Source organism: Pseudoalteromonas sp. '520P1 No. 423', from assembly GCF_001269985.1.
Classification (GTDB): Bacteria; Pseudomonadota; Gammaproteobacteria; order Enterobacterales; family Alteromonadaceae; genus Pseudoalteromonas.
In genome coordinates this window covers 3,614,086-3,637,681 of record NZ_BBZB01000001.1, presented here as the reverse complement: position 1 = coordinate 3,637,681, position 23,596 = coordinate 3,614,086, and the positions used below count along the sequence as shown (strand labels likewise).

Annotated in this window: 14 protein-coding genes; 11 read left to right on the top strand and 3 right to left on the bottom strand. The window is 34.8% G+C overall.

The genetic code is table 11. From position 1 onward, the window contains the following. Positions 1-9: 9 nt before the first annotated feature. From PSA_RS16625 to PSA_RS16610, 4 genes are all read left to right on the top strand, one after another. Entirely contained in the window at positions 10-1,188 is a 1,179-nt protein-coding gene (locus PSA_RS16625) for an imelysin family protein (protein WP_042148032.1), read from the top strand. Continuing rightward, complete coding sequence (locus PSA_RS16620; RefSeq protein ID WP_052380091.1) at positions 1,175-2,275, top strand: DUF1513 domain-containing protein; 1,101 nt, start codon at positions 1,175-1,177, stop codon at positions 2,273-2,275. Before PSA_RS16625 ends, PSA_RS16620 begins: the two co-directional genes overlap by 14 nt. A 124-nt stretch (positions 2,276-2,399) precedes the next feature. Next, entirely contained in the window at positions 2,400-3,515 is a 1,116-nt protein-coding gene (locus tag PSA_RS16615; RefSeq protein ID WP_042148030.1) for a 1-acyl-sn-glycerol-3-phosphate acyltransferase, read from the top strand. A gap of 312 nt (positions 3,516-3,827) precedes the next feature. Next, positions 3,828-4,079, top strand: coding sequence for a DUF1289 domain-containing protein (locus tag PSA_RS16610; protein ID WP_042148027.1), 252 nt, complete (start codon positions 3,828-3,830; stop codon positions 4,077-4,079). Here the strand turns inward: PSA_RS16610 and PSA_RS16605 are convergent. Continuing rightward, complete coding sequence (locus PSA_RS16605; protein ID WP_052380090.1) at positions 4,076-4,792, bottom strand: hypothetical protein; 717 nt, start codon at positions 4,790-4,792, stop codon at positions 4,076-4,078. The two genes, PSA_RS16610 and PSA_RS16605, sit on opposite strands and share 4 nt — an antisense overlap. A 77-nt stretch (positions 4,793-4,869) precedes the next feature. Between PSA_RS16605 and PSA_RS16600 the strand changes: the two genes are divergently transcribed. The 4 genes from PSA_RS16600 to PSA_RS16585 all read left to right on the top strand — a co-directional run bounded on the left by PSA_RS16600 (position 4,870) and on the right by PSA_RS16585 (position 11,232). Beyond that, entirely contained in the window at positions 4,870-5,067 is a 198-nt protein-coding gene (locus PSA_RS16600; protein WP_042148024.1) for a DUF3283 family protein, read from the top strand. Between the two features lie 6 nt (positions 5,068-5,073). Further along, complete coding sequence (locus PSA_RS16595; protein WP_042148021.1) at positions 5,074-5,511, top strand: GNAT family N-acetyltransferase; 438 nt, start codon at positions 5,074-5,076, stop codon at positions 5,509-5,511. 195 nt (positions 5,512-5,706) lie between these two features. Next, positions 5,707-10,137: an EAL domain-containing protein gene (locus tag PSA_RS16590; protein WP_231665277.1), complete on the top strand. Its 4,431-nt coding sequence runs from the start codon at positions 5,707-5,709 to the stop codon at positions 10,135-10,137. Positions 10,138-10,782: 645 nt separating this feature from the next. Further along, positions 10,783-11,232: an SMI1/KNR4 family protein gene (locus tag PSA_RS16585; RefSeq protein WP_042148015.1), complete on the top strand. Its 450-nt coding sequence runs from the start codon at positions 10,783-10,785 to the stop codon at positions 11,230-11,232. A gap of 200 nt (positions 11,233-11,432) precedes the next feature. On the opposite strand, the gene PSA_RS16580 is transcribed toward PSA_RS16585, so the two are convergent. Beyond that, positions 11,433-12,383 (bottom strand): ion transporter, encoded by a 951-nt coding sequence (locus PSA_RS16580; protein WP_042148012.1) that lies wholly within the window; start codon positions 12,381-12,383, stop codon positions 11,433-11,435. Positions 12,384-12,441: 58 nt separating this feature from the next. After that, positions 12,442-15,909 (bottom strand): hybrid sensor histidine kinase/response regulator, encoded by a 3,468-nt coding sequence (locus tag PSA_RS16575; protein WP_042148009.1) that lies wholly within the window; start codon positions 15,907-15,909, stop codon positions 12,442-12,444. Positions 15,910-16,119: 210 nt separating this feature from the next. On the opposite strand from PSA_RS16575, the gene PSA_RS16570 reads away from it, so the two are divergent. The 3 genes from PSA_RS16570 to PSA_RS16560 are packed head-to-tail and all read left to right on the top strand — an operon-like array spanning position 16,120 to position 23,594. Continuing rightward, entirely contained in the window at positions 16,120-17,202 is a 1,083-nt protein-coding gene (locus PSA_RS16570; RefSeq protein ID WP_042148007.1) for an efflux RND transporter periplasmic adaptor subunit, read from the top strand. Between the two features lie 55 nt (positions 17,203-17,257). Further along, positions 17,258-20,533 carry an efflux RND transporter permease subunit gene (locus PSA_RS16565; protein ID WP_042148005.1) on the top strand — a complete coding sequence of 1,092 codons (3,276 nt, stop codon included), beginning with the start codon at positions 17,258-17,260 and terminating at the stop codon, positions 20,531-20,533. After that, positions 20,523-23,594 (top strand): efflux RND transporter permease subunit, encoded by a 3,072-nt coding sequence (locus PSA_RS16560; RefSeq protein WP_042148002.1) that lies wholly within the window; start codon positions 20,523-20,525, stop codon positions 23,592-23,594. The genes PSA_RS16565 and PSA_RS16560 overlap by 11 nt, the downstream gene beginning before the upstream one ends. Positions 23,595-23,596 lie beyond the last annotated feature (2 nt).

The following is a 23,596-nucleotide window of genomic DNA, read 5'->3' as shown; positions in this document are numbered from 1 at the left end:
GATAATAAAGTGAAAAATTTAGCATTAATTTTAGCCATTAGTTTTGCATTAACTGCATGTGGTGGTTCAGGGTCTTCTAAAAAGGTAGATTCAGGTGAAACTGGCAATGCTGGTGGCGGATCAGGCGGTACAACTACGCCTATCAAAAAAACACAAGATGAAGCGATGACTGCAGTATTAACGTCATTAGCCGATAATTATATTTTGCCAGCGTATAGTGATTTAGTTAATAAAGCTGATGATTTTGAAATGGCGAGCATTGATTTTTGTTCTAATTTAACAGCGACTGAGACTGAGCTTAAAAAATTACAATCAAGTTGGTCTACGTTAAGTTTGTCTTGGCAGCATAGTAAACCAATTAAACTAGGGCCTGTAACCGAAAGCTTTTTTAATTATCGATTACAAATTTGGCCAGATACAAATGCTGCTATTTCAAGGGGGGTGGCAACTTTATTAGCAGCTGAACCACTAAATGAAGAAGTGGTGGCACTAACACAAGATGGTGCACAGGGCATTCCGGCTTTAGAATATTTATTATATCCTGAGTTAGAAGTTAACGGTTTGTTGGTAGCAGATGATAAAGCGAAGCGTTGTGAAGCTGTTATGTCTATTGCAGCAAATGTTAAAACTATCACATCGACAATTAATGATAAGTGGTTACAAACTAGTCGTGATGAGTATATCAATGGTACAGGTGATTTTAGTTGTTCAGATTGTGCAGGCACACCAGAGCAAGCAATTTTAGAAAAACAACTTACTAACTGGTTTGAATTAATGGAAGTGATAGTTGATAACAAAATCAATAAAGCCTTAGACACAGCTTTACCTGGTAAAGTTGACTATGCTGAGCAGTACCGCAGCGAAACTTCATTTGACAATATTAAAGAAAATATAAAGGCGTTAGAGTTAGTTTATTTAGGTGCAAATGATTATGGTTTTGATGATTACTTAGTTGAAATCAATGAAAATGAAACTTTGGATACCACAATAAAAAGTGCATTTTTTGACGTTTATACAGCTATTGATGGTTTAAGTGTGTCATTAGAGCAAGCTATTACTACACAAGAGACTCGTGCTCAGTTAATTGAGATAGCAACAAAAATTACAGCCCTTCGTACAATTATGGCCAGTGACTTTGTGCAAGTAACAGGTTTTAACCCAGGTTTTAATTCAAATGACGGCGATTAATATTAATCGCAGAGGTTTTTGTAAGTCTATGCTAGCTTTTGCTGGCATAGCGACCTTACCTGCATGCGACACTTTAAATACTAAGCATTATGCCAGTGCTTTTAATACATCAAATAATAAACACTTTGTCGCTAAGTTAGACGAAAATGGCAATATCGTATCAAAAGTTGAGATCCCATATCGAGGTCATGATTTAGCCCAAGTACCAAAGGATAAAGATCGCGTGTTTGCCTTTGCACGCAGGCCCGGCAATATGATTTTTGATATTGATTTATCTGATGGCACTTTAAGGCAAACGATAAAATCTCAAGAAGGGCGACATTTTTATGGTCATGGCGTGTTTTCATCTGATGGAAAATGGCTATTTACGCCAGAAAATGACTATGAAAATCAACAAGGAAAAATTGTAGTCAGAGATGTTACAACATTTGATATCGTAGCTGAGTATGATTCCGCAGGTATCGGTCCACACCAATGTGCCTTTTTAAGTGATGGCATTACTTTGGTGATAGCTAATGGTGGTATTGGTACTCATCCGAATACACCTAGAAAAAAGCTGAATTTGGATACCATGAAACCAAATTTGGCCTATTTAAATACCCAAACTGGCAAGATCATAAATCAGTTTCATGCCCCCGATAATCAACTGAGTATTCGCCACTTGGCTGTGAGTGCACAAGACAAAGTGGTAATTGGTATGCAGTACCAAGGTGCTAAAAATCAAAGGGTACCGCTTATTTTTACCCAACAAGGTAATTCGGCGTTAAAGGCATGTGATGTTGACCAAAAAACGTGGCGGAAAATGCAGCAATATACAGCCAGTGTTTGCATAGATAGCGCTTTGAATATAGCGGCAGTCAGTGCACCTAGAGGTGATTTAGTTTCTTACTGGGATTTAAATACAGATAAATTCATTGGTTTATATAACAATAGAGATTGTGCTGGTGTTGCATTAGCAGATGATGGTTTTATGTTGTCCAATGGTAAGGGAGTGATAAAACGTATTGCAGCTTTGAGTCAAAAGCCTATAAAACAGCAAACAGTTTCAGGCATTAAGTGGGATAATCATATGTTGGCATTAGTATAATTTTTAATTGTATATAAATCCCGCTGTTTTTACACTGGTACGACATGTTTACCTTGGCTTAGTGAGAGTAGTCAAGGTAGACTATGGTTCATTTTGTTTTATTAATGTATAGAGTCAAATCCACGTGAGTCAAAAAGAAGATAAATTTGCAGACATTCGTCCCTATAAAGATAGTGAAGTGCCTGCATCATTACAGCGCTTGATCAATGATGATGATTTTATTAACTTAATAGCAAAACATAATATTCCCAAGTGGTTATCACCTTTATCGTTTATCACCAAACCTTTACTGAAAAGGCAATTAGCTAAAAAATGGCTAAAACTAAATACTGTTGAAAAGTTGCAAGACGAGGTTTCCAGATATTTAAGCTTAGTGATAAAAAAAACCACATCACAAGTGACTTTTTCTGGGCTCGATAAATTAGATAAAACAAAGTCATATTTATTCATATCTAATCACAGAGATATTGCTTTAGATCCCGCTTTAGTTAACTGGGGTATGTTTTCTCATGATATGAGTACAGTTCGTATTGCGATTGGCGATAATTTATTACAAGTGCCTTATATCACTGAGCTAATGCGTTTAAATAAAAGCTTTATCGTAAAACGCTCAATCAAAGCACCAAAAGAAATGTTTAAAGCGCTAAGTCAGCTTTCAGCATATATTTTTGATTCTATCGATACGGGAAATTCAGTATGGATAGCGCAAAAAGAAGGGCGAGCAAAAGACGGTAATGACTATACAGATCCTGCATTGCTTAAAATGATTCAGCTTCAAGGTAGAAAGCAAAAGTTAAGCTTTGAAGAGTATGTTCAGAAACTTAATATTGTGCCTGTTTCTATTTCTTATCAATTTGAGCCATGTGATATTGCTAAAGCGAATGAGCGTTACCATAAAGATAAATTTGGTGATTATCAAAAGCAAGATGGTGAAGATATGGATAGCATTATGGAAGGTTTTAGATCAAATAAAGGTCATGTTCACTTGGCATTTGGTCAGCCAATTGTTTCAGGTTGTGAATCTCCAGAAGAGCTAGCTCAAACTATTGATCAGCAAATTCTATCATCATTTTATTTGCACCCCGGTAACTATATAGCTGCAAATCATAATGTTTCAGATGTCAGTGAGCCAGATAAAAAACAGTTTGAACAACGCATGGCGCAAGTGCCAGATGAATTAAAAGAGATTGTTTTAGGTATTTATGCCAAACCTTTAGAAAAACAGTTAAAACAGCTTTAATAGCTGAAAATAAACATTAAAAAAGCCGCTTAAGCGGTTTTTTTGTGCCTAAAATTCGGGCTATACTTATACCAGCTCCAATAAATATATGCTCAATCTAAATGGTCTAAATATCCAATAGCTGCGTTGCTTTCAATCCCAATAGCGAGCTATTACTCAATCAAGCGCCTTGCTCTTGAATATTTATCCTAATTTATATTTGAGCACTAACTTACTGGAACTGGTATTAATATACCTCACACCTTTATTGAGTGGCGTCGTATAAACTGATTAACCTTGTTTGGACATATTTATTAATAAAGGGAGGGATATATGCAACAAATTGAAATATTTGAAATTCCGAGTCCCTGTATTGATGTATGTGAATCCAATTCTAGAGGTTTTTGTTTAGGGTGCTATCGCAGTAGAGATGAGCGGTTTCACTGGCTTAAAATGAGCACTGCAGAGAAAAAGAAAGTACTAATGTTATGCCAGCAAAGGAAAAAACGTCATCAGCAAAAACTCGCCGCGAGTAAAAGGAATGAAGAAGTGCAACACAGTGAACAAAATGGCTTTGATTTTTAAAAGCGATAGCTCTTAATGCCATGTTTATCTTTTAACTTTTGAATCACACCACTTTCTTTTAATGCTAATAACTTTTTGGTTAGAGGCGCTATTAAGTCTTTATTTTTTGCATGTAAGAAATGATAGGAATTAAGAAAACTCACTTCTTGAGTTTGATAGTTAGCGCTTTCAAAGTGGGGGAAATCATGAGAAAGCTGAAAATTTAATAATAAAACTGCATCTACTTTCTTCTGTGCTAAAAGAGATAATTGCGTTTTAATATTTTGAACCGGTATACGCTCTCCTAAATATTGCACTTTGTTCAAAAATTTATGTGCAACAGGAAACCCAGATCTATAACTTATAGAAGAAAAATGAGAAATATCACATGGGTCACAGGTTTTCTTTTCATGGATCAGCAATAATTTAAAATCAAATAATGCAAAAGGGACTTTTATAAGATCAGGGTAATTTTTACTAATATCAGCAATTCGTCCTAATTGACCATCAAATACACCTTGATTTGCGGCCTGTAATACAGTGTCATATGGATGCTCTTTTAATACTAAGTCGTAGCCTAAAGATTTGTAGGCAAGCGTCATAAGCTCAATAACATATTGAGATTGGCTATTTTTAATCGGTAAATTGAAAACGACTTCCTTAGCAGCATCTACTTTAGTACTTAAAGTACTTAATATAAAAGCACTTAAGAACAGCCAAAATTTTAAATTCATTGTGATAGATACACCGTTAGGTTTTTAAAACGAAATCATTTATACTGAGGCAAATTTCAAAGTTAAAATATCATTCAATGAACTATAACCTTTGCTTATTACCTAGAAATGAAAAATATCAAATCCAACTAGATTATGAAGCATCTTATTGGGCCTATCAAATAAAAAAAGGTAAAACTAGCCGAGATGTTGTTTATGGCAATATTTTAGCCCGCCCAAGTTCAGAGCAAGATTATTTAAAACAACAGTTTGAACAATACTTAGCTGTAATGTAGTTTTTTATGCAGCAAAATTTTGAAATATCACTATTAGATAAAATTAAAACACCCATCATCAATAAGTTTTACGACTTAAATCGTGTTAAAGGCAGAGCAAATAAACAAGATGATGTATGGGTCGTACGCCACAATAGCGATATTATAGCTGCTTGTAGAGTACAAAATATATCAGGGCATCTATTCCTTTGTACTTTATTTGTCACGGATAAAATGCGCCAAAAAGGCATTGCCAAATCTCTTATTCGTCATCTAATTAGTTCTTATAAAAATACTGAATATCGTGATATCACCACTTTTCCTTATACTCATTTAACCGGTTTGTACTTATCAACTGGATTTAATTTATATCAAACACTGCCCGAACCTTTAGCTATAATGCTTAATAACTATTTAAATCAAGGGCGAAAGATTTCAGCAATGCGTTATTTTCTTAATAATTAGCTTATTTTTTCCCCATACTAATTGTTATTTTAATTTGTAGATTTTGTTTCTAATTGGTTACAATAAAGACTCATTAAGTCTATATTCAATCTGCTGTTATTTTAATGAGTATATAATTTGTTTTATAGAACATTTCTAAATTTTATATTTTTTATAGTTTTAAGCTTTGTTTGTCAAACTGTTCAAGCTAAAGTTGTGCGCCTTTCCCCTAATGAAGGGTTAGCCCAAAGCTATGTAAGTAACTTGATAGTTGATAAAAAGGGTTACCTTTGGTTAGCAACCCAAGGTGGCTTAAATAAATATGATGGCTATCAAGTTGAAGCCGTTTTAGGGCCTGATAATGTTTTAGCCGATGCCATTATTGATGTGATTTATCAAGATAACCAAGGTTATATTTGGATTACATCATTATTGGTCGGTGTTTTTAGATATGACCCTGATACAGCTGAATTTAAACAGTTTGTAAAAGCGCCAACCAACGAAAATGAAGTATCGTATAAAGCTGTTTTTAGTGTATTAGACTCAGGTCATTCAGGCACTATTTGGTTAGGTAGGGGGCGAGATTTAGCTAAATTAAACATGCATACTGGAAAAATAGAGCCTGTATTCAACATTCCAAATGCCACAATTCAAAGTGCGGTCCGCCAATTATTTTATCACCAAGGTTTTATTTATATTGGTACTACCGAGGGCGCGTATATTTATGAAATTGCATCTGGTCGAACGCGCGTTCTAAATCACCTTCAGAGTACTGAAATCCATATAGATCAAAATAATGTAAAATCGTTTGCTTTAAAAGATCAAAATACACTTTGGGTGGGTGCTGTTAAGGGCCTTTATCAAGTAGATATAAGCAATGCGCAATCATTATTTGAAGAGCCGCAAGTATCATTTAAATCTACAACTTACATAGCCGATTTAAATATATGGAAGATATATCAAAAACAAAATAAGTTGAAACTCGCAACGGATAAAGGTGTATTTGAATATTACCCAGAAGATAATCATTTAGTAAAAAATAATAGCTTAGCTGATAGCGAATATACACAATCAGATGTCAGTATTATTGATATGATTGAAGATCAGCATGGCTCAATGTGGTTGGCAACAAAAACGGATGGCGCTTTTTTTGTGCCAAACGTAGATTATTTCTTCTTTAATTATCATCCTGATAATGTAAAGGGGCAAGGGTTAACGCATCATAATGTATGGGATATTGTAGAGTTTAAAAAGAAACTTTGGTTAGGTACAGCAAATGGTTTGACCCAATTAGATGTAGAAAGCTATCAAACCGAAGGCTACTTAAAAGATTATATTATTGATGAATATAATAAAAAATTTAGTATTTTTAAATTACTACCTTATAAAAATGATCTATGGCTGCAAACAAGTCGCGGTTTGTTCAAGTTTGATACTGTTTCAAAAGAAATTACCCCAGCAAAAACAACCAGCAAAGAGTTTGAAAAATACCTTGTAGACAGGGTTTATGGTATTTATGCCAATTCAGAGGGTGAGCTATATGGTATCCACCCTGATCATGGCATGTTTAAATACAATCTCAATACGTTATCGATTACCCCTTTAAATAAAGGTTTTGAGTCAATAGATCCCTTTTTGGCGATAGGGTTTTTAGAGCCGCTTGCGGATAAACCTAATTTTCCACTATTTTATGCTTCTGGCACTTTATATCGTTATGATATTATAAATGAATCTTTAGAAGTCATTTATCAATTACACAAAAAAGATACCGCTGATATTAATATTAATTCTTATGCTGTAGATAAAAATGGTGTTTTATGGCTGTCATTTAATACACTAGGTTTGATTGGCTTAGATGTAAAAACCTTTAAAGAAGTACATCGTATTGATCGTAAATTTATAGGCTCGTTACTTTACGATATGTTTGTTGATGATATCGGTATTATTTGGATGAGTAGTCATAAAGGAATTTGGCGATTAGACCCTGATAATTTGCATTTTCAACAATATACAGTGGAAGATGGACTTGAAGTGAATGAGTTCAATGGGAGTACAGGAACTAAATTAAGCAATGGCCGAATTGCTTATGGTTCGGTTAAAGGGATAACTGTTTTTACACCTTCTGATAATCGACCAAAACAAGCATTAATAGAGCAAGTGAATATTACTTCAGTACAATTGATGTCTCGTAAATTAGATATTCCAGCAACAGCGCAAGTAAATGAAATTGCATTAAATCATGATGATATTGGCTTAGATATCGCATTTTCTGCTATGGCCTTTAAATATCAAGATCGTATTAAGTTTGAATATCAATTATCTGATGGTAAAAAAGTCACAACCAGAAATACTAACCGAGTGATGTTTCCTAAATTAAATGCCGGTAAATACACGCTATCCGTTCGTGCAAAAGATCCGTTAACAGGTATTTATACAAAACCAGCCACATTAAAAATAAATGTGGCCTATGCACCATGGCGTTCGCCTTATGCGTTAATCACTTATGCATTTATAATTTTTAGTGTGATATTTGTTTGGCTATCTCGACGTAATAAAATGCAACGTAAGCTATTGATAGCCCATAAAGAAACACAACAAAGTGAAGCAAGATTAAAGTTGGCATTACAAGCAAGTCATTCTGGCGTGTGGGATTGGCATACAGATTCAGCATTAATTTATCAGCCAAGGCTTATTACAGATCTGGGTTATGAAAATGAAAAAATTAGTTTAGATGATTATTTAAAAAAGATTCACCCAGAAGATCGGGCTAAATTTAGAATCGAATGGCTTGAGTTTTTATCTACTAACAAAGGTGCTTTTGAATGTACTTATAGAATACGTCATATTGCAGGTCATTGGCGTTGGTATAAAGACTTAGGCAAAGTAATGGTTTGGGATAATGGTCAGCCTATTAATGTATCTGGTACTTATACCAACATTACACGTGAATTAGTGTTTGAAGAAAGCGCGCGTTTATTTGGTGCTGCATTTGAGCATACTCGCGACTGGGTTTTTATTTTAGATAAAAAATTTCGTGTTCGTGCGACCAATCAAGCTGTAAGAGATGATTTTAATCTTTCAAAAAACATCGTATCAAGTCGCAAGTTAGATTTAGGTTTAAGTAAAAATACCCGTCTCAATTATTTAAGAATATTGTCTAAACTCAAACCTTCAGAACACTTTCAATTTGACGAAATAATCATAACGCCAGATAAAGTAAAACATCCGGTTATTATAAAGATCACTGCGATTGCTGATGAAACTAATCAAAATAATTCAATAGAAAACTACATCGTTGTTATTACAGATATAAGCGAACAAAAAGAAGCTGAAAATGAATTACGCGTATTAGCAAACTATGACTCACTAACTAAATTACCAAATCGTTCTTTGCTTTTAGATCGTATAAGCCATGCAACAGAATTGGCGCGCCGTCATGAAAATACACTGGCTTTAATCTTTATTGATTTGGATAGGTTTAAGCAAGTGAACGATTCTTTAGGTCATGATTATGGCGATGAATTATTGGTTGAAATTGCAAATCGATTAAAACTAGCACTCAGAGAGCAAGATACGGTGGCCAGATTAGGTGGTGACGAGTTTGTTATCTTACTAGAAGATATCGATCTCGTTGATGAAGTCTTAACTGTCTGTAATAAGCTAGCACAAGATATTTCAAAGCCTGTAAAATTGGGATTGCAAAAAGTGAGTGTCGGTTCAAGTATGGGCATAGCAATGTTTCCAGAAGATGCTGATGAAACAAATGACTTGTTAAAAGCTGCTGATATCGCCATGTTTCATGCTAAAAAACATAGTAGTGATAGTTATCAGTTTTTCCGCCAAGAAATGAATCATAAGATTCAAAGAAAATTACAGTTAGAAAGTGACCTTAAATTAGCATTTGAAGACGATAAGTTCATTAATTATTATCAGCCAATTATATGTGTTATCACACAAAAAACATTAGGTTTTGAAGTGTTGTTAAGATGGCCAGATAATGGCCGTATGGTTTCTCCTAGTGAATTTATACCAGCAGCTGAGAGCACTGGTTTAATTAAAAAAATAACACTAGCAACACTTCAAAGAGCATTGAAAGATTTATCTGATTGGTTAACCGTTTTACCTGAGTGTTATTTATCAGTTAATTTATCAGCAAAAGACTTTGAAAACCCGCAATTATTTAGCTGTATTTCATCTTTAATTAATGAATATGACATTAAGCCTAAACATCTTGTATTTGAAATTACTGAAACAGTACTAATGCATGACTCTGATAAAGCGTTAGAGTGCATGCAGCAACTAAAGTATTTTGGCTGTAAAATCTATTTAGATGACTTTGGCACGGGTTATTCATCTCTTACTTACTTAAAAAAATTCCCAATAGACGTACTTAAAATAGATCAGAGTTTTGTTAAAGATATTGGCGTAGATACCAATGATGAAACCATCATCAATTCAACATTGGCAATGGCACATAGTCTTGGTAAAGAATGTGTCGCAGAAGGTGTAGAAACTTTTGAACAAGTTCAATTTTTAGAAATGTTAGGGTGTTCATACCTACAAGGATTTTTATTCTCAAAACCTGTCCCTAGTGAGGGTGTAGTTGCGTTATTGAGTAAGGATTGGGGTAAGGAGTTTGAGCCATAAAGTTATTTGGAGCTTATTGCCTCATTAGTTGATGAAACAGCCTCTGTCGGCTCATTGTCATGTGTGTTTCGTCACCGCCAACCATTGAATAAAGCATTCTAACTTGCATTTATTTAATATTAATTGGAATTTATACGCTTTATTAAGGAAGTTAGCTCTTGAATGACCAACTCAGGTTGAACAGCTGGAACTAAATGACCACTTTGTGAAGATAATATTACCTTTCCTCTGGGAAATTGGTTAACCCATTTACTTTAGGGTGTGATTAAAGGCGAAAGGTGTCAATCTTGAGATTGGTGTAAACGTCTTAAAGTGTGATTCCCGATAAAACACTTCGGGAATAACTGCCGATTAGTCTGTATCGTAATAGGATTAGACAAATGTAAAAACTACAATGACTATAAACTTCAAAAACGTCATCTCCGAGGTGTTTTATCGGAGATCTAGTTTTAATTTTTAGTTGTAGGTTTATATCTGATGATGAGATTCCCTATAAAGCACTGAGGGAATGAAAAATGATGCTTCTATCTCGTAACTTAATAAAACAAAACCACTGGTTTTTGTGGCTTTGTAGCCTATTCTAGCCAACAATTTTTACCTTTAGATAAATTCTATCGGTACGTTATTAGTATTGGAGTACCTTAAATGAAAAACATAGATCTATTTGTAAAAAATTGGGGCAGTAAGCAGGCTATGGTGCCTATCGCTGAACAAGATATTTTAGAACTTGAATCTAAGATAAATGGTTTTTTACCTGACTCATATAAATATTTAATATCTACCTATGGTTTAGTTCATACGCCTAATGTATTAACTAAAATCTGTGATTTAGGCTCTGATATTTCTGAAGTACAAGATTTTTTATCACTTGAAGATGTATCTTCACTTTCTCAGTTATATGAATTAACAGGTATGCCAAAAGGGCATGTTTTGTTTGCATCAGATTGTAAGGGAAATATGTTTTGCTTTAAGTTAGCTGATTGTGAAGCACAACAAACTGATTTACCTGTCTGGTTTTTTGAACGTGATGTTTGCACAGTTACAAAAGTATCTAATTCTTTTTTAGACTGGTTAGATGAGTTTAACAAGCTTTAATTAAATATTTTGAATGTAATTAACGAGCGTTAGAAGAGGTTTAGTTTTAAGGCTTTAGTCTGGTTTTTTTTAATGAGATTCCCGATAAAACAACTCGGGAATGACACATGATCGTTCGGTGAAATTATTGAGCTAGGCAATATTTATTACAGTATTTATCAGCTCGAATTTTGAATATTAAAACCAATTAAATACTAAACTCAATTTTGTGTATTTTTACCACAATGTGGGCAGTAGTGCTTTTGATATAAACTACTTTGTTGTTTTTTTATTGCTAATTTAGCTTCTTGTTTACCTAAACCTAGCTCTAATCTCAGTCGTTCTAGTTTGTTTTTTTCATCATCTGTTAATTTTCCGTCTTCTAAAAAAGCATGCACAGTATCTTCAAATAATGTGCGACGTTTTCTTAATTGTTCAGAAAAACTAGAAGCTAATAAACCTGTAGGGATTGCAACCATGCCCATGCTTAATACCGTGATCAGGCCGCCAAAAAAACGGCCTAATGGCGTGATTGGTACAACATCACCATAACCTACCGTTGTTAATGTGGCCATGGCCCACCACATAGATTCAGGTATAGAGCCAAACTTATCTGGCTGTACATCATGTTCTATTAAATATATACCGCATGAGGCGAGGATCAGTACAATTGCCATGATAAAAAAAGCAGCACCAAGTGAGCTGGCTTCTTCTTTAAATGATTGTAATAACAACTGCATTGCGCGTGAATAACGGGTGAGTTTAAATACGCGCATTAAGCGTATTACACGTAAAAAACGTAAATCAAAAGACACAAATAGCATTAAATAAGAAGGTAAAATAGCCAATAAATCTATCAGAGCTAAAGGGCTGGTGATGTATTTTAGCCGCATTATAAAATGGCTATCACCGCTATTTCTATATTTTTCTTTATCAACACATGCCCAAATTCTCGCTAAATATTCTATGGTGAATATGCCAACTGAAATGATTTCAATCCAAATAAAATATATGCGATATTCGATGGCTATGCTCTGAACTGATTCAATCACGATCGCTATAACATTAATTAAAATAAGTAATACTAAGCAAAAATCGAGGTAGCGGCCCCGATTTATTTGTTCTCCGGAACTTTCTAATACTTGAGCAACAAAAAGTCTGAATGATTTCACTTAAATACCTACTTATTTAATATTATTAATATTTTATCATAACTATATGCTTTTTGAATTAAGCTGGCCTTTTATGGTTAAGTAAAGCTTTTAGCTTTGCAGGTTTAATAGGTTTGCTTAAATAGTGGATATCTTTGCTTTTAGTTTCGGCTTTAAGCGCTTCACCGCGCATTGCTGTAATAAGTACTGCGGGTATTTTACTTTGCCAAATATCACGTAAATCTTGAATGAGTGAAATACCATCACATTCATTACTCAATTGATAATCCATTAAGATAATATCGGGAGCTGTATTGTTATTTGCGTGAGCGAGTGCCGTTTCTACAGTATTAAAACTTTGATGATTACAGCCCCATTTATTCAGTAAACTGGCCATGGCATCTAGGTTTTCTTGGGCATCATCAACCATAATCACGTTGAATGATTTTTTACTATCAAATTGAATATTATTAATGGCTTTTTGTTGTACTAACTGTGATTGACCTAGGGGTACCTCGATACTAAAGCAACTGCCTTTGCCTTCGATGGATTTAACTTCTAGCTTTAGCGCTAGTAAATCAGCCATACGTTTAACAACGCCTAAACCTAAGCCTACGCCTTTATTATCGGAACTATTAATACGATAAAAATCACTGAATATTTTATCTTGCTGGTACTGTGAAATACCAGGGCCGGTATCCCAAATTTCGATTCGGATATGTTTAGGTTGAGAGTCTTTAGTAGCAATATATCTACAGCCCACTAAAACCTTGCCTGTATCTGTATATTTTACAGCGTTAGAGACTAAGTTTTGTAAAATACGCCTTAAGTAAGTGGTATCACATTGTACTATGGTGTTTGAAGGGCGGATTTTCAGTTTTAAACCTTTTTCTTGGCATAAAATAGCATATTCACTGGTAAGTGGTTTTAAAATATCATTAATACAAAAATGTCTATTTTCTGGTGTCATCGCACCTTGGTCTAATTTGGCTATTTCTAATAAAGCCGACATCAAATGCACGGTTGAATCTAGGCTATGGCCTAATTTTTCAAAACTATTTTGGTTAGTCTCGCTTAACTCTTTTTCTTCAATTGAAGCTAAATACAAACGTGCAGCATTAAGGGGTTGTAAAATATCATGGCTTGCTAGGGCTAAAAACTTAGTTTTACTTTCATTGGCAGATTCAGCTTCAAACTTGGCAGATGTAAGTGCTTGCTCTGTTTGTTCTCTTCGAATAATCTCAGCTTCTAATTCCACATTAATATTGCTGATCTCTTGAGTTCGCGCTTCAATGCGATTCTCTAGAGAAATGTTAACTTCCTCTAATAGGTTTTGCGTTTCAATATGACTGGTAATGTCTGAGTAACTAGTAACAAAACCACCATCCGGTAACGGGTTACCCGTCATTTCAAAAACTTGGCCATTTTTACGGCGGCGAATAAAGTGATGCGAAGTACCATTTTTTAAATGCTGAACACGTTTATTGATTTGCCTTTCCAGCTCTCCAGGCCCACATTCACCTTTACTCACATTAAAACGAATGACTTCTTCAATAGGCTGCCCAACCTCTAGAAATCCTTCAGGGTATTCAAACATCTCCATATAACCTTTATTCCAGGCGACTAATTTGAGGTCTTTGTTAACTACAGAAATACCATGACTTAGATTCTCCAGTGCCGTAAATAATAGGTTTTGATTAAACTGTAGGGCTTGTGTGGTTTCATCAAAGAAATTAACCACCTCTTCAAATGCCATTTGTTTACCAGTGAGTACTGTACTAATTAAGGCCTGAGCAGATGAAGCACCTAGCACGCCTGTTAATGCACGCTCACAGTAATCTATAAATTCAGAGTTGGGAATTTCGCTATCATCGCCTAAATTTGCATTCATCATATAGTGAGAGATAAGTTGTTTGCTTCTTTGAATACCTAAGAATGTTTGCAATAAAACTTTTAAATCGTAGATACTTGCTTTAATGTCTTTATTTTGACGTTTATCTATTGGCGTTTGCTCTCTAGGGTTTACAAAAGCAGTCGCTTGAATTTTATCAACTAAGCGCTCATGGGCGCCTAAAGAAAAGGTGATATAACAGCCTATATTGGCAAATAAAGCAATAAAAGTACCTTGAGTAATGATACCTTGCTGCACAAAACTGGTATTAACTGACGCACCCTCAAGTAACGGATACATTAAAAATAACATCCAAAATAGAAAACCAGAGATTAAACCCGCATAAACACCATAAGCATGGCCTTTTCGCCAATATAAGCCGCCAATAATAGCAGGTAATAATTGCGTAACTAATGAAAAGGCAACCAGTCCCATACTTGCCAGTGCTGCATTGTTACCTAATTGCTGTCGATATAAATATGCTAAACCTAAGATAGCGGCGATGGTAATGCGCCTAACTAATAATATTTGTCGTTTGTAGCTAGTGGTGATCAGGTTGCGTTTAAATTTACGTTTAAGTAATAATGGTAAAACAACATCATTAGAGATCATGGTACTTAAGGTTAAAGTGGCAACAATGATCATAGCTGTACCCGCAGATAAGCCGCCGATAAAAACAAAGGTTGTTAAAATGGCGTTGTTTTCTGATAGTGGGAAAGCCAATACAAAACTATCTGGCGCAAAATGAGCGCCAATTTCAGGATGAAATGCAGCTGTAGCAATGGGAATAATAACAGCAGCAGTTAATAACAAATAAAGTGGAAATGCCCAGCGAGCAGTTTTTAAATGATTTAAGTCTTGGTTATCAACAACAGTGACATGAAATTGCCTAGGTAAACATATAATGGCAGCTGCAGCCATTAACGCTTGACCTACAAAGTTAAAACTCAATACATTATCAACTTGCCACTCACTAAAAGCACTTTGCTGGGTAAACACTTCAAACATACCCGGTTGGTAATTTAAAAATACATAAATGGCTAAGCCGGCTACAGCTAATAGTGCTAATAATTTAATGAGAGATTCAAAGGCAATAGCGAGCATTAAACCAGAACGGTATTCAGTTACATCAACTTTACGGGTACCAAAAAATATGGCAAATAATGCCATCATAATCGTACCTGCCAGTGCGAGGAAAGTACCTGATACTTGGCTATTATTTTGTACTAATAAAAAACTAGAACTAAGGGCTTTTAACTGCAAAGCAATATATGGAATAGTCGCTAAAAGAGCGATCAAAGTGACTAAAATTGCTGTAAGCTGACGTTTACCATAACGGGCTGATATAAAGTCGGCTATAGTAGTAATATTTTGCTTTTTACTGACGAGTACTAATTTATGTAAAAACCTGTGGCCAAACATAAATAATAAAGCGGGACCTAATAATATAGGTAAAAAACTCCAACCAGAATTAGTTGCGGTGCCAACTGCACCGTAATATGTCCACGACGTACAATAAATGCCTAATGCAAGTGAATATACAAAAGGGTGGTGGCTGATTTTTTTAGCTAAAACTGTTTTTTTGTCACCCCAGCTTGCAAGCCAAAATAACAAAGCCATGTAACATAAGCCAACTAAGATCAGTGTAAGTGTCATGATATTTATATAAAAATGAGGTTTAACATACCTTAACATGTCACGGAAGGCATGTGTGTTATTCCTTAGTCTATCTCAAGCTTATACCAATTGTATTCAAAATTACATTGTTATTTATTTGTTACATATTAAGTTTACAATTCATTTTCAATGGATATTTATTAAGTTACCATATGTTCTTATGACTTAAAAAATAATACATGGAATAATATGAACCGCTTACTAGCCCGCACTTTTTTAATATCAGTTTTAATCAGTGCATATTTTTTATCTGGATGTTCTGAGCCTCAGGCAGATGAAAAAGAAGAAGAAGTGATTTATAAAGTTCCTGTTGAAACGATTACGTTAGAACAACAAGATATTAAAAATACCTATAAAACCACGGCAGTACTCGAAGCTAAATCTGAAAGTAAAGTGACAAATAAAGTCACGGGTATGATTAAAAGTGTATTGGTAGAAGAAGGCATGTTGGTTAAGCAGGGTCAAATACTGGCTGAAATTGATGATGAAAGCTATCAGTTAGAATTTGAAAAGGCGAGCATAGACTTAGAATCAGCAACTGCAGAATATAATCGCAGTAAGCCAAATAAAGGTAAACAGTTAATTTCAGCTAAGGATTTAGAAAAGCTTGAGTTTTTAGTGAAGTCACGCCACAACCAACAAAAAATTACAGCTATTAAAGTGCGAGATAGTAAAGTCCGTGCTCCAATTTCGGGTGTGATAGCTTCGCGTAGTGTTAAAGCTGGAAACATGACATCAAGTGCAGATTCAGAAATGTTCCATATTGTTGCTTTAAATACTTTACAAGGTGTTGTTTATTTACCTGAAGCACAAATGAATGCTGTTCATTTAGGGCAAAAAGCCAGTTTAAATTTCCCAGCTAATGGTGATAAAAGCATTTCTGCTGAAATATCATTAATTTCGCCGATTATAGATACAAATTCAGGTACATTTAAAGTCACACTGCAGGTTGATAACAATACAGGCATGTTAAAGCCAGGCATGTTTGCAAAAGTAGCGCTCACTTTAGATGAGCATAAAAATGTTGCTGTAGTGCCTTTAAAAGCTTTACTCATCACAGACAGTGAAACAAGCCTATTTGTTATTGAAGATAATAAAGCAAAAAAGATAGTGGTAGAAACTGGTTATGAAGAGGGGGGGGTAGTTGAAATTCTTACGCCGTTAGCAACAAATACTCAAATTGTGATTGTTGGCCAGCAAAGTCTTAAAAAAGACAGTTTAGTAACTGTGATAAATAAATCAGAACATACATCTCAAGAAATTGCTGATTAGCACACAACACTACACAGCATAATAAAAATAATATCTGAATTAAGAGTCTGAGTTTATGAGTATTGTCAGTACGGTTGTTAAACGTCCCGTTACAGTTTGCATGTTTACACTTGCCATTATGTTATTTGGTATGGTTGGCTTTTCGCGATTATCAGTGTCACTTTTACCTGATTTATCTTATCCCACTTTAACTATTCGTACGGTTAATCCAGGTGCTGCGCCAGCAGAAATTGAACAATTACTTAGTAAACCAATAGAAGAAGCTGTAGGTGTCGTAAAAGGGATCCGTAAAGTTCATTCAATTTCAAAAGCAGGCCAATCGGATGTGATTGTTGAATTTGATTGGGGTATAGCTATGAACTTTGCTACTCAAAATGTGAGAGAAAAGCTTGATACGCTGTCATTACCTAAAGATGTTAAAAAACCAATTATCTTGAGATTTAACCCCGCACTAGACCCCATAATTCGCTTGGGCATATCAACGACCAATAAAGATTTTAAAGCGTTAAAACAAAACCGTACTTTTGCAGAACAAGAAATAAAACGTCAATTAGAAACCATAGCAGGTGTTGCCGCCGTGCAACTAGGCGGTGGTTTACAGCAAGAAATACAAGTGATATTTGATCAAGAAAAGGCCGCTCAAAGAGGTATATCAGCACAGGATATTGTACAAGGTATTCAAAGTGAAAATATTAATATGTCGGCAGGACGTGTTTATGATGGTCAGCAAGAGTATTTAGTTCGCACTGTAAATCAATTTGCATCTATTGATGAATTGAGCAATATGATAGTTAAACAAGTCGATGGTTATACTATTTACTTAAAAGATATTGCTCAGGTTTATGATGGTGAAAAAGAACGTACTGATATCACTAGAGTGAATAATAACGAAGCCATTGAGTTAGCGATTTACAAAGAGGGTGATGCCAATACTGTCAGCGTTGCAAATTTAGTCAATGAAAAGCTATTAACAATTAAAAAAAGCTTACCAGAAACGCTGACACTCGATGTTATTTATGATCAGTCTGAATTTATCATTGATGCTGTAGATGAAGTTAAAAGCGCAGCAATTGTTGGCGGCATTTTAGCTATGCTCATTTTGTATTTATTTTTAGGCAATTTGTTTAATACTTTAATTATTTCTCTGGCGATCCCTATCTCTATTATAGCGACCTTCAACTTGATGTTTGCCAATGATATTAGTCTAAATATTATGTCTTTAGGAGGCATCGCTTTAGCTGTCGGTTTACTAGTAGATAATGCGATTGTGGTACTTGAAAACATCGCCCGTTATAGAGAAAAAGGCGAGAGCATTATTAATGCTGCAGTTCTGGGTACTCAAGAAGTAACGGGCGCTGTTATTGCCTCAACATTAACGACATTAGCGGTATTTTTTCCGTTAGCGTTTGTTGAAGGTTTTGCTGGTCAGTTATTTAGTGATCAAGCGATGACGGTAACCTTTGCTTTATTGGCATCTTTAGTTGTTGCCTTAACATTGATACCTATGTTGGCATCTAGGCAATTTGCTATTAAAGAAAATACGACAACAGAGCAAGCTGAGCAACAATCTGAAAAAAGTGATAAAAAAAGCACATCTCGATTTAATTTAATCAAAAGAATTTTAGGATTCCCTTTTAAACTGGTATTTAATTATTTGCCTTTAGCAATAACAAAAGTATTTTTATTAATTGCTAATTTATTGATGAAATTAATTAATTTAATACTTAAACCTGCATATAAGTTGTTTAGTGTCTATTTTAGTAAAGTAGCCGTTTTGTATCATTCACTGTTATTAAAATCACTAAAAAATCGCGTTTTGGTTTTATCTTTGGCTATTGTATTTTCTCTTGGGGTGGCGAGTTTAATACCCGATATTGATGTTGAACTTGTACCAGAAGTTGCAAAATCAGAATTTACCCTTGAGATTTCTTTGCCTCAAGGCACACCAATTAAAGTAACAGATCAACATTTGCAAACTTTAGCAAATAGCATTAAGTCAGACCCTAGAGTGAAACATACTTATTCTTTAGCTGGCAGCGGTAGTTTGATGATGAGTTCAGCAAGCAAAGGCGGTGAAAACTGGGGGCAGTTGTTAGTTGCTTTACATAATAGTGATGATATTAAACCTATAAAAGCACTGGTAAGGAATAAAGCCCAAACCATGGCTGATGTGACTGTAACAATAAAACAAGCTGAAATGTTCACAACAGAGCGTCCATTACAGATCATTTTATCCGGTTATAACTTGGCGAGTTTAAAGAAAACAAGTGATGAGTTAGCAAGAATATTAATTGCTGATAAACAATTTACAGATATTAATAAAAGCTTACGTGATGGCCAACCTGAACTGAAAATTGAATTTGATAATGCGCGTTTAGCCAGTTTAGATTTAAGGGCTTCAAATATTGCTGAGCAACTAGTGACTAAAGTAGCTGGTTCAGTTGCAAGTAAATATAATTTGAATGATAGACAAATTGACATTTTAGTGAGAGCTGATGAGCAAGCTAGAAACTCTGTCCAAGCAATAAAACACATTACGATTAATGCCTCTCAAGACAGATCTCTGCCTTTATCTACAGTTGCAAAAATTAGCCAGAGTATCGGTCCAAATGAGATTAATCGCATAGATCAAACTCGAGTAGCCATCGTATCTGCTTCTTTAGCTTTTGGTGATTTAGCCAGTGCAGCATTGAAAACTAATATGATAATAAATAAGTTAAATTTACCAGACAATATTCGCGTGAAAATTGCTGGGCAAAATGAGGAAATGGCTCGATCATTTTCTTCACTTATGATGGCTTTATTATTGGCTGTATTTTTAGTCTATTTAGTGATGGCCTCACAATTTGAGTCTTTGCTTAATCCATTTATTATTTTATTTTCAGTGCCATTGGCTGTTTTAGGTTCTGTATTGGGTTTATATATCACAAGCACAGCCATTAGTGTGATTGTATTAATAGGCGTGATTATGCTCACTGGCATAGTGGTAAACAATGCCATCGTGCTTGTTGATCGCATTAATCAATTACGTGTTCAAGGCATTGAAAAATCACAGGCAATTATCACAGCAAGTAATTCACGCTTGAGGCCTATCATTATGACCTCACTCACTACAGTGTTAGGGTTAGCGCCTTTAGCACTTGCTGGTGGTGAAGGCTCAGAATTAAGGGCGCCTTTAGCAATTACTGTGATGTCAGGTTTATTTGTTGCAACAGCGCTGACACTGCTTGTGATCCCTGTTTTGTATAGTGTATTTGATCGTAAAAAATATGCTCAAACGGTCACCGAAGACACCCAAATAATTCAAGGTGACATTAATTATGATAGCTAATAAAAATGTTACAAAATCGCGTTTGCCAATTAATTTATGGCTGAGCGCGTTGGCGTTAAAGCGCCCGGTAACAACCGTTATGATAATGCTGTCGTTATTTATGACTGGACTCGTTGCGAGCAGGTTATTACCCCAAGAAAGCTGGCCAAGTGTAAATGCGCCAGTAATGTTTATTTATGTGCCATATAGTGGCTCATCACCAAAAGAGGTCGAACGTTTAATTACTCGACCGATTGAAGAAGCCATAGCGACTGTGGGCGGTATATCTTCTATGAAATCTCGCAGCCGTGCTGATTCTGCTGCAATTCAAATTATGATGGATTTAGGTTCTGATCTTGATAGCAAAATTTTAGAAGTCAGAGAAAAAGTCGATATGATCAGCCATTTATTGCCTGATGATGTGCAAAGAGTAAAGGTACAAAAGTTTTCTACTCAAGATATTCCTGTGATGACATTAACGCTCACAGGTAAAAATGATTTATCTCATGCTTATGATTTTTTAAATAAAAAACTCGTTAGAAACATAGAACGATTATCAGGGGTAGGAAAAATAGAATTAAGAGGCGTTGTTAAGCCTAATATTGAAATTAAACTCGATAGTACAAAGATCGCAATGAATCGGGTAAACCAAGGTCAATTATTACAAGGTTTACGTGCCAGTAATTTTATAGTGAAGTCGGCATCGGTTATTAATGGCGAGCGAAAATTTAGAGTATCTCCACAAGGTGAATATAAAAGCTTAACTGATATTAAAAACTTTCAAGTAAAAGCCAATGTAAAGCTCAGTGATGTTGCTAAGGTATCAGTTAAAAGCCCTGAAAAAGACAGTGAAATCAGAAGTGACCGCCAAAAAACCATAGGTTTGGAGGTATTTAAAGAATCTGATGCCAATGTTGTTGATGTTTCAAATAATGTAGTGAACTTTGTTGATTTTATAAAAGCAGAACCTGAGTTTAAAGATATTAAAATCAATATAAAAAACAACAGTGGTAATGAGATCCAGGAGTCATTATCAGATTTACTCAAAGCGGGCTTTGCAGGCATATTTTTATCTTTTGCTGTTTTATATGTATTTTTTAAAAATTATAGGATCACCTTAGTTGTGGTTGCCTCAGTGCCTATTTCATTGAGCTTTGCACTCGCTGGTATGTACTTTATGGGTTATACACTTAACATGCTGACACTAGCAGGCTTATTTATAGCTGTGGGCTTGTTGATTGATAATTCTGTCGTAATTTGTGAAAGCATACTACAACAGCAATCAAGTGCATTAAGTCATTATCAAAAAGTAATTAAAGGCGTTGATAATGTGAGCATCGCAGTGATCAGTGGCACATTAACAACAGTTATCATATTTTTCCCTATCTTAATGGGTGAAAAAAACTTTATTACAGTGTTAATTGAGCAAATTGCAGTGGCTATTTGTTTGCCTTTATTAGCATCATTATTAGTGGCAAAAACTTTGATCCCTTTGATGCTCAGCAAAGTAACAGAAGGAAACCTCAATGCAGTTACGACTCAAGGACGATTAGATAAGGCTTATCGATTCAGCTTAAAAAACATATTACTAAATCCAAAACGTTCTGCTTTAGGTGTTTTATTGTTATGTTTATTAGGCTTTTTTGCTCGAGACTTTGTATCAAATCAAGAAGAGCACAGTAAAAAGTCGAGAGATATTACCATTAGATACCATGTTATAAGTGGGCAAAAATTTGCTGATGTCTCTAAATTAGTTGATGAAATGGAAGCATACCTTTATGACAATCAACAAGAATTTGGTTTTAAAAAAGTAGATAGCCGTATTTATGCGGATTATGCATCCTCGACTATTAGGTTAAAAAAGGGATTATCCATTTCGATATCTGAATTAAAAGAAAAAATCCGTTCAGGCTTTCCTAAAACAGCTATCGCTAAACCTTCATTTTCATGGTCTGATAATAAACAAAAATTTGCCAGTTTATCTCTGTTAGGCAGCTCAACGACACGTTTAATATCATTGAGTGAGTCAGTGATTTTAAGACTTAAGCAAATCGAAGGTTTTGATGAAGTTGGCATTGATGATAATGATAAAAAACGTGAATTACTATTAAGGATTGATAATGAAAAAGTTGCTCGCTTAGGTTTAAATACACAAGATATTGCTAGTCGCATTTCAACCGCTTTAAGAGGTGTAAATTTAAGATCTTTTAGGGATGAAACACTAGGAGAGATAGATATACGCTTGGTTTATCATGATCAAAAGGCACTGCCTTTATCCCAAATTAGAGATTTACCTATATATGAAACGCAAGGGCGTGTTTTAACTTTGCAGCAACTTGTAAAGTTTGATTCACAAGCGATTATGCCTGTCATTAATAGAGTGCAAAGGCAAACAAGTTTAACAATTTCGATTAACCTCAATAAGATAACTCGTAAAGACGCTGCTGTAAAAATAAAACAAGTAATGAAAGAGATCGCATTACCTACAGGTTATGAATGGCAATTAGGCCGAGCTTACCGAAATGATAATATTTCAATGGCTAATATGGCGATAAATATGTTGCTAGCACTGGCATTAATTTTTATGGTGATGGCTGCATTATTTGAATCTTTATTAATGCCTATAGCAATATTATCTTCTATTGCTTTGGCTTTTATTGGTGTTTATTTTACTTTTGCAATCTTGGGCATGGGCCTAGGTGAAACTGCAATGATAGGCATGCTCATATTAATGGGTATAGTGGTAAACAATGGCATAGTATTAATAGACCAAATTAATAAGCTAAAAGGGTCATCAACAAGTTTAATCGAGCCGATAATACAAGCGTGTGCAACTAGAATAAGACCTATTTTAATGACAGTCGCAACAACAATAATAGGGTTAGTACCCGTTGCGATAGCTTCAAGTAATAATGAAGCTTACCCTTTAGCAATCGCAATTATAGGAGGTTTAATTTTTTCAACATTTACCAGTTTATTCTTAGTGCCATATTGTTACTTAATGCTAGTTAAACTGGGTGAGCGCTCAGCTAAACGATTTTCAATCGCCAAAAAATTCGCTGATAAATATATAACAACTTAAAA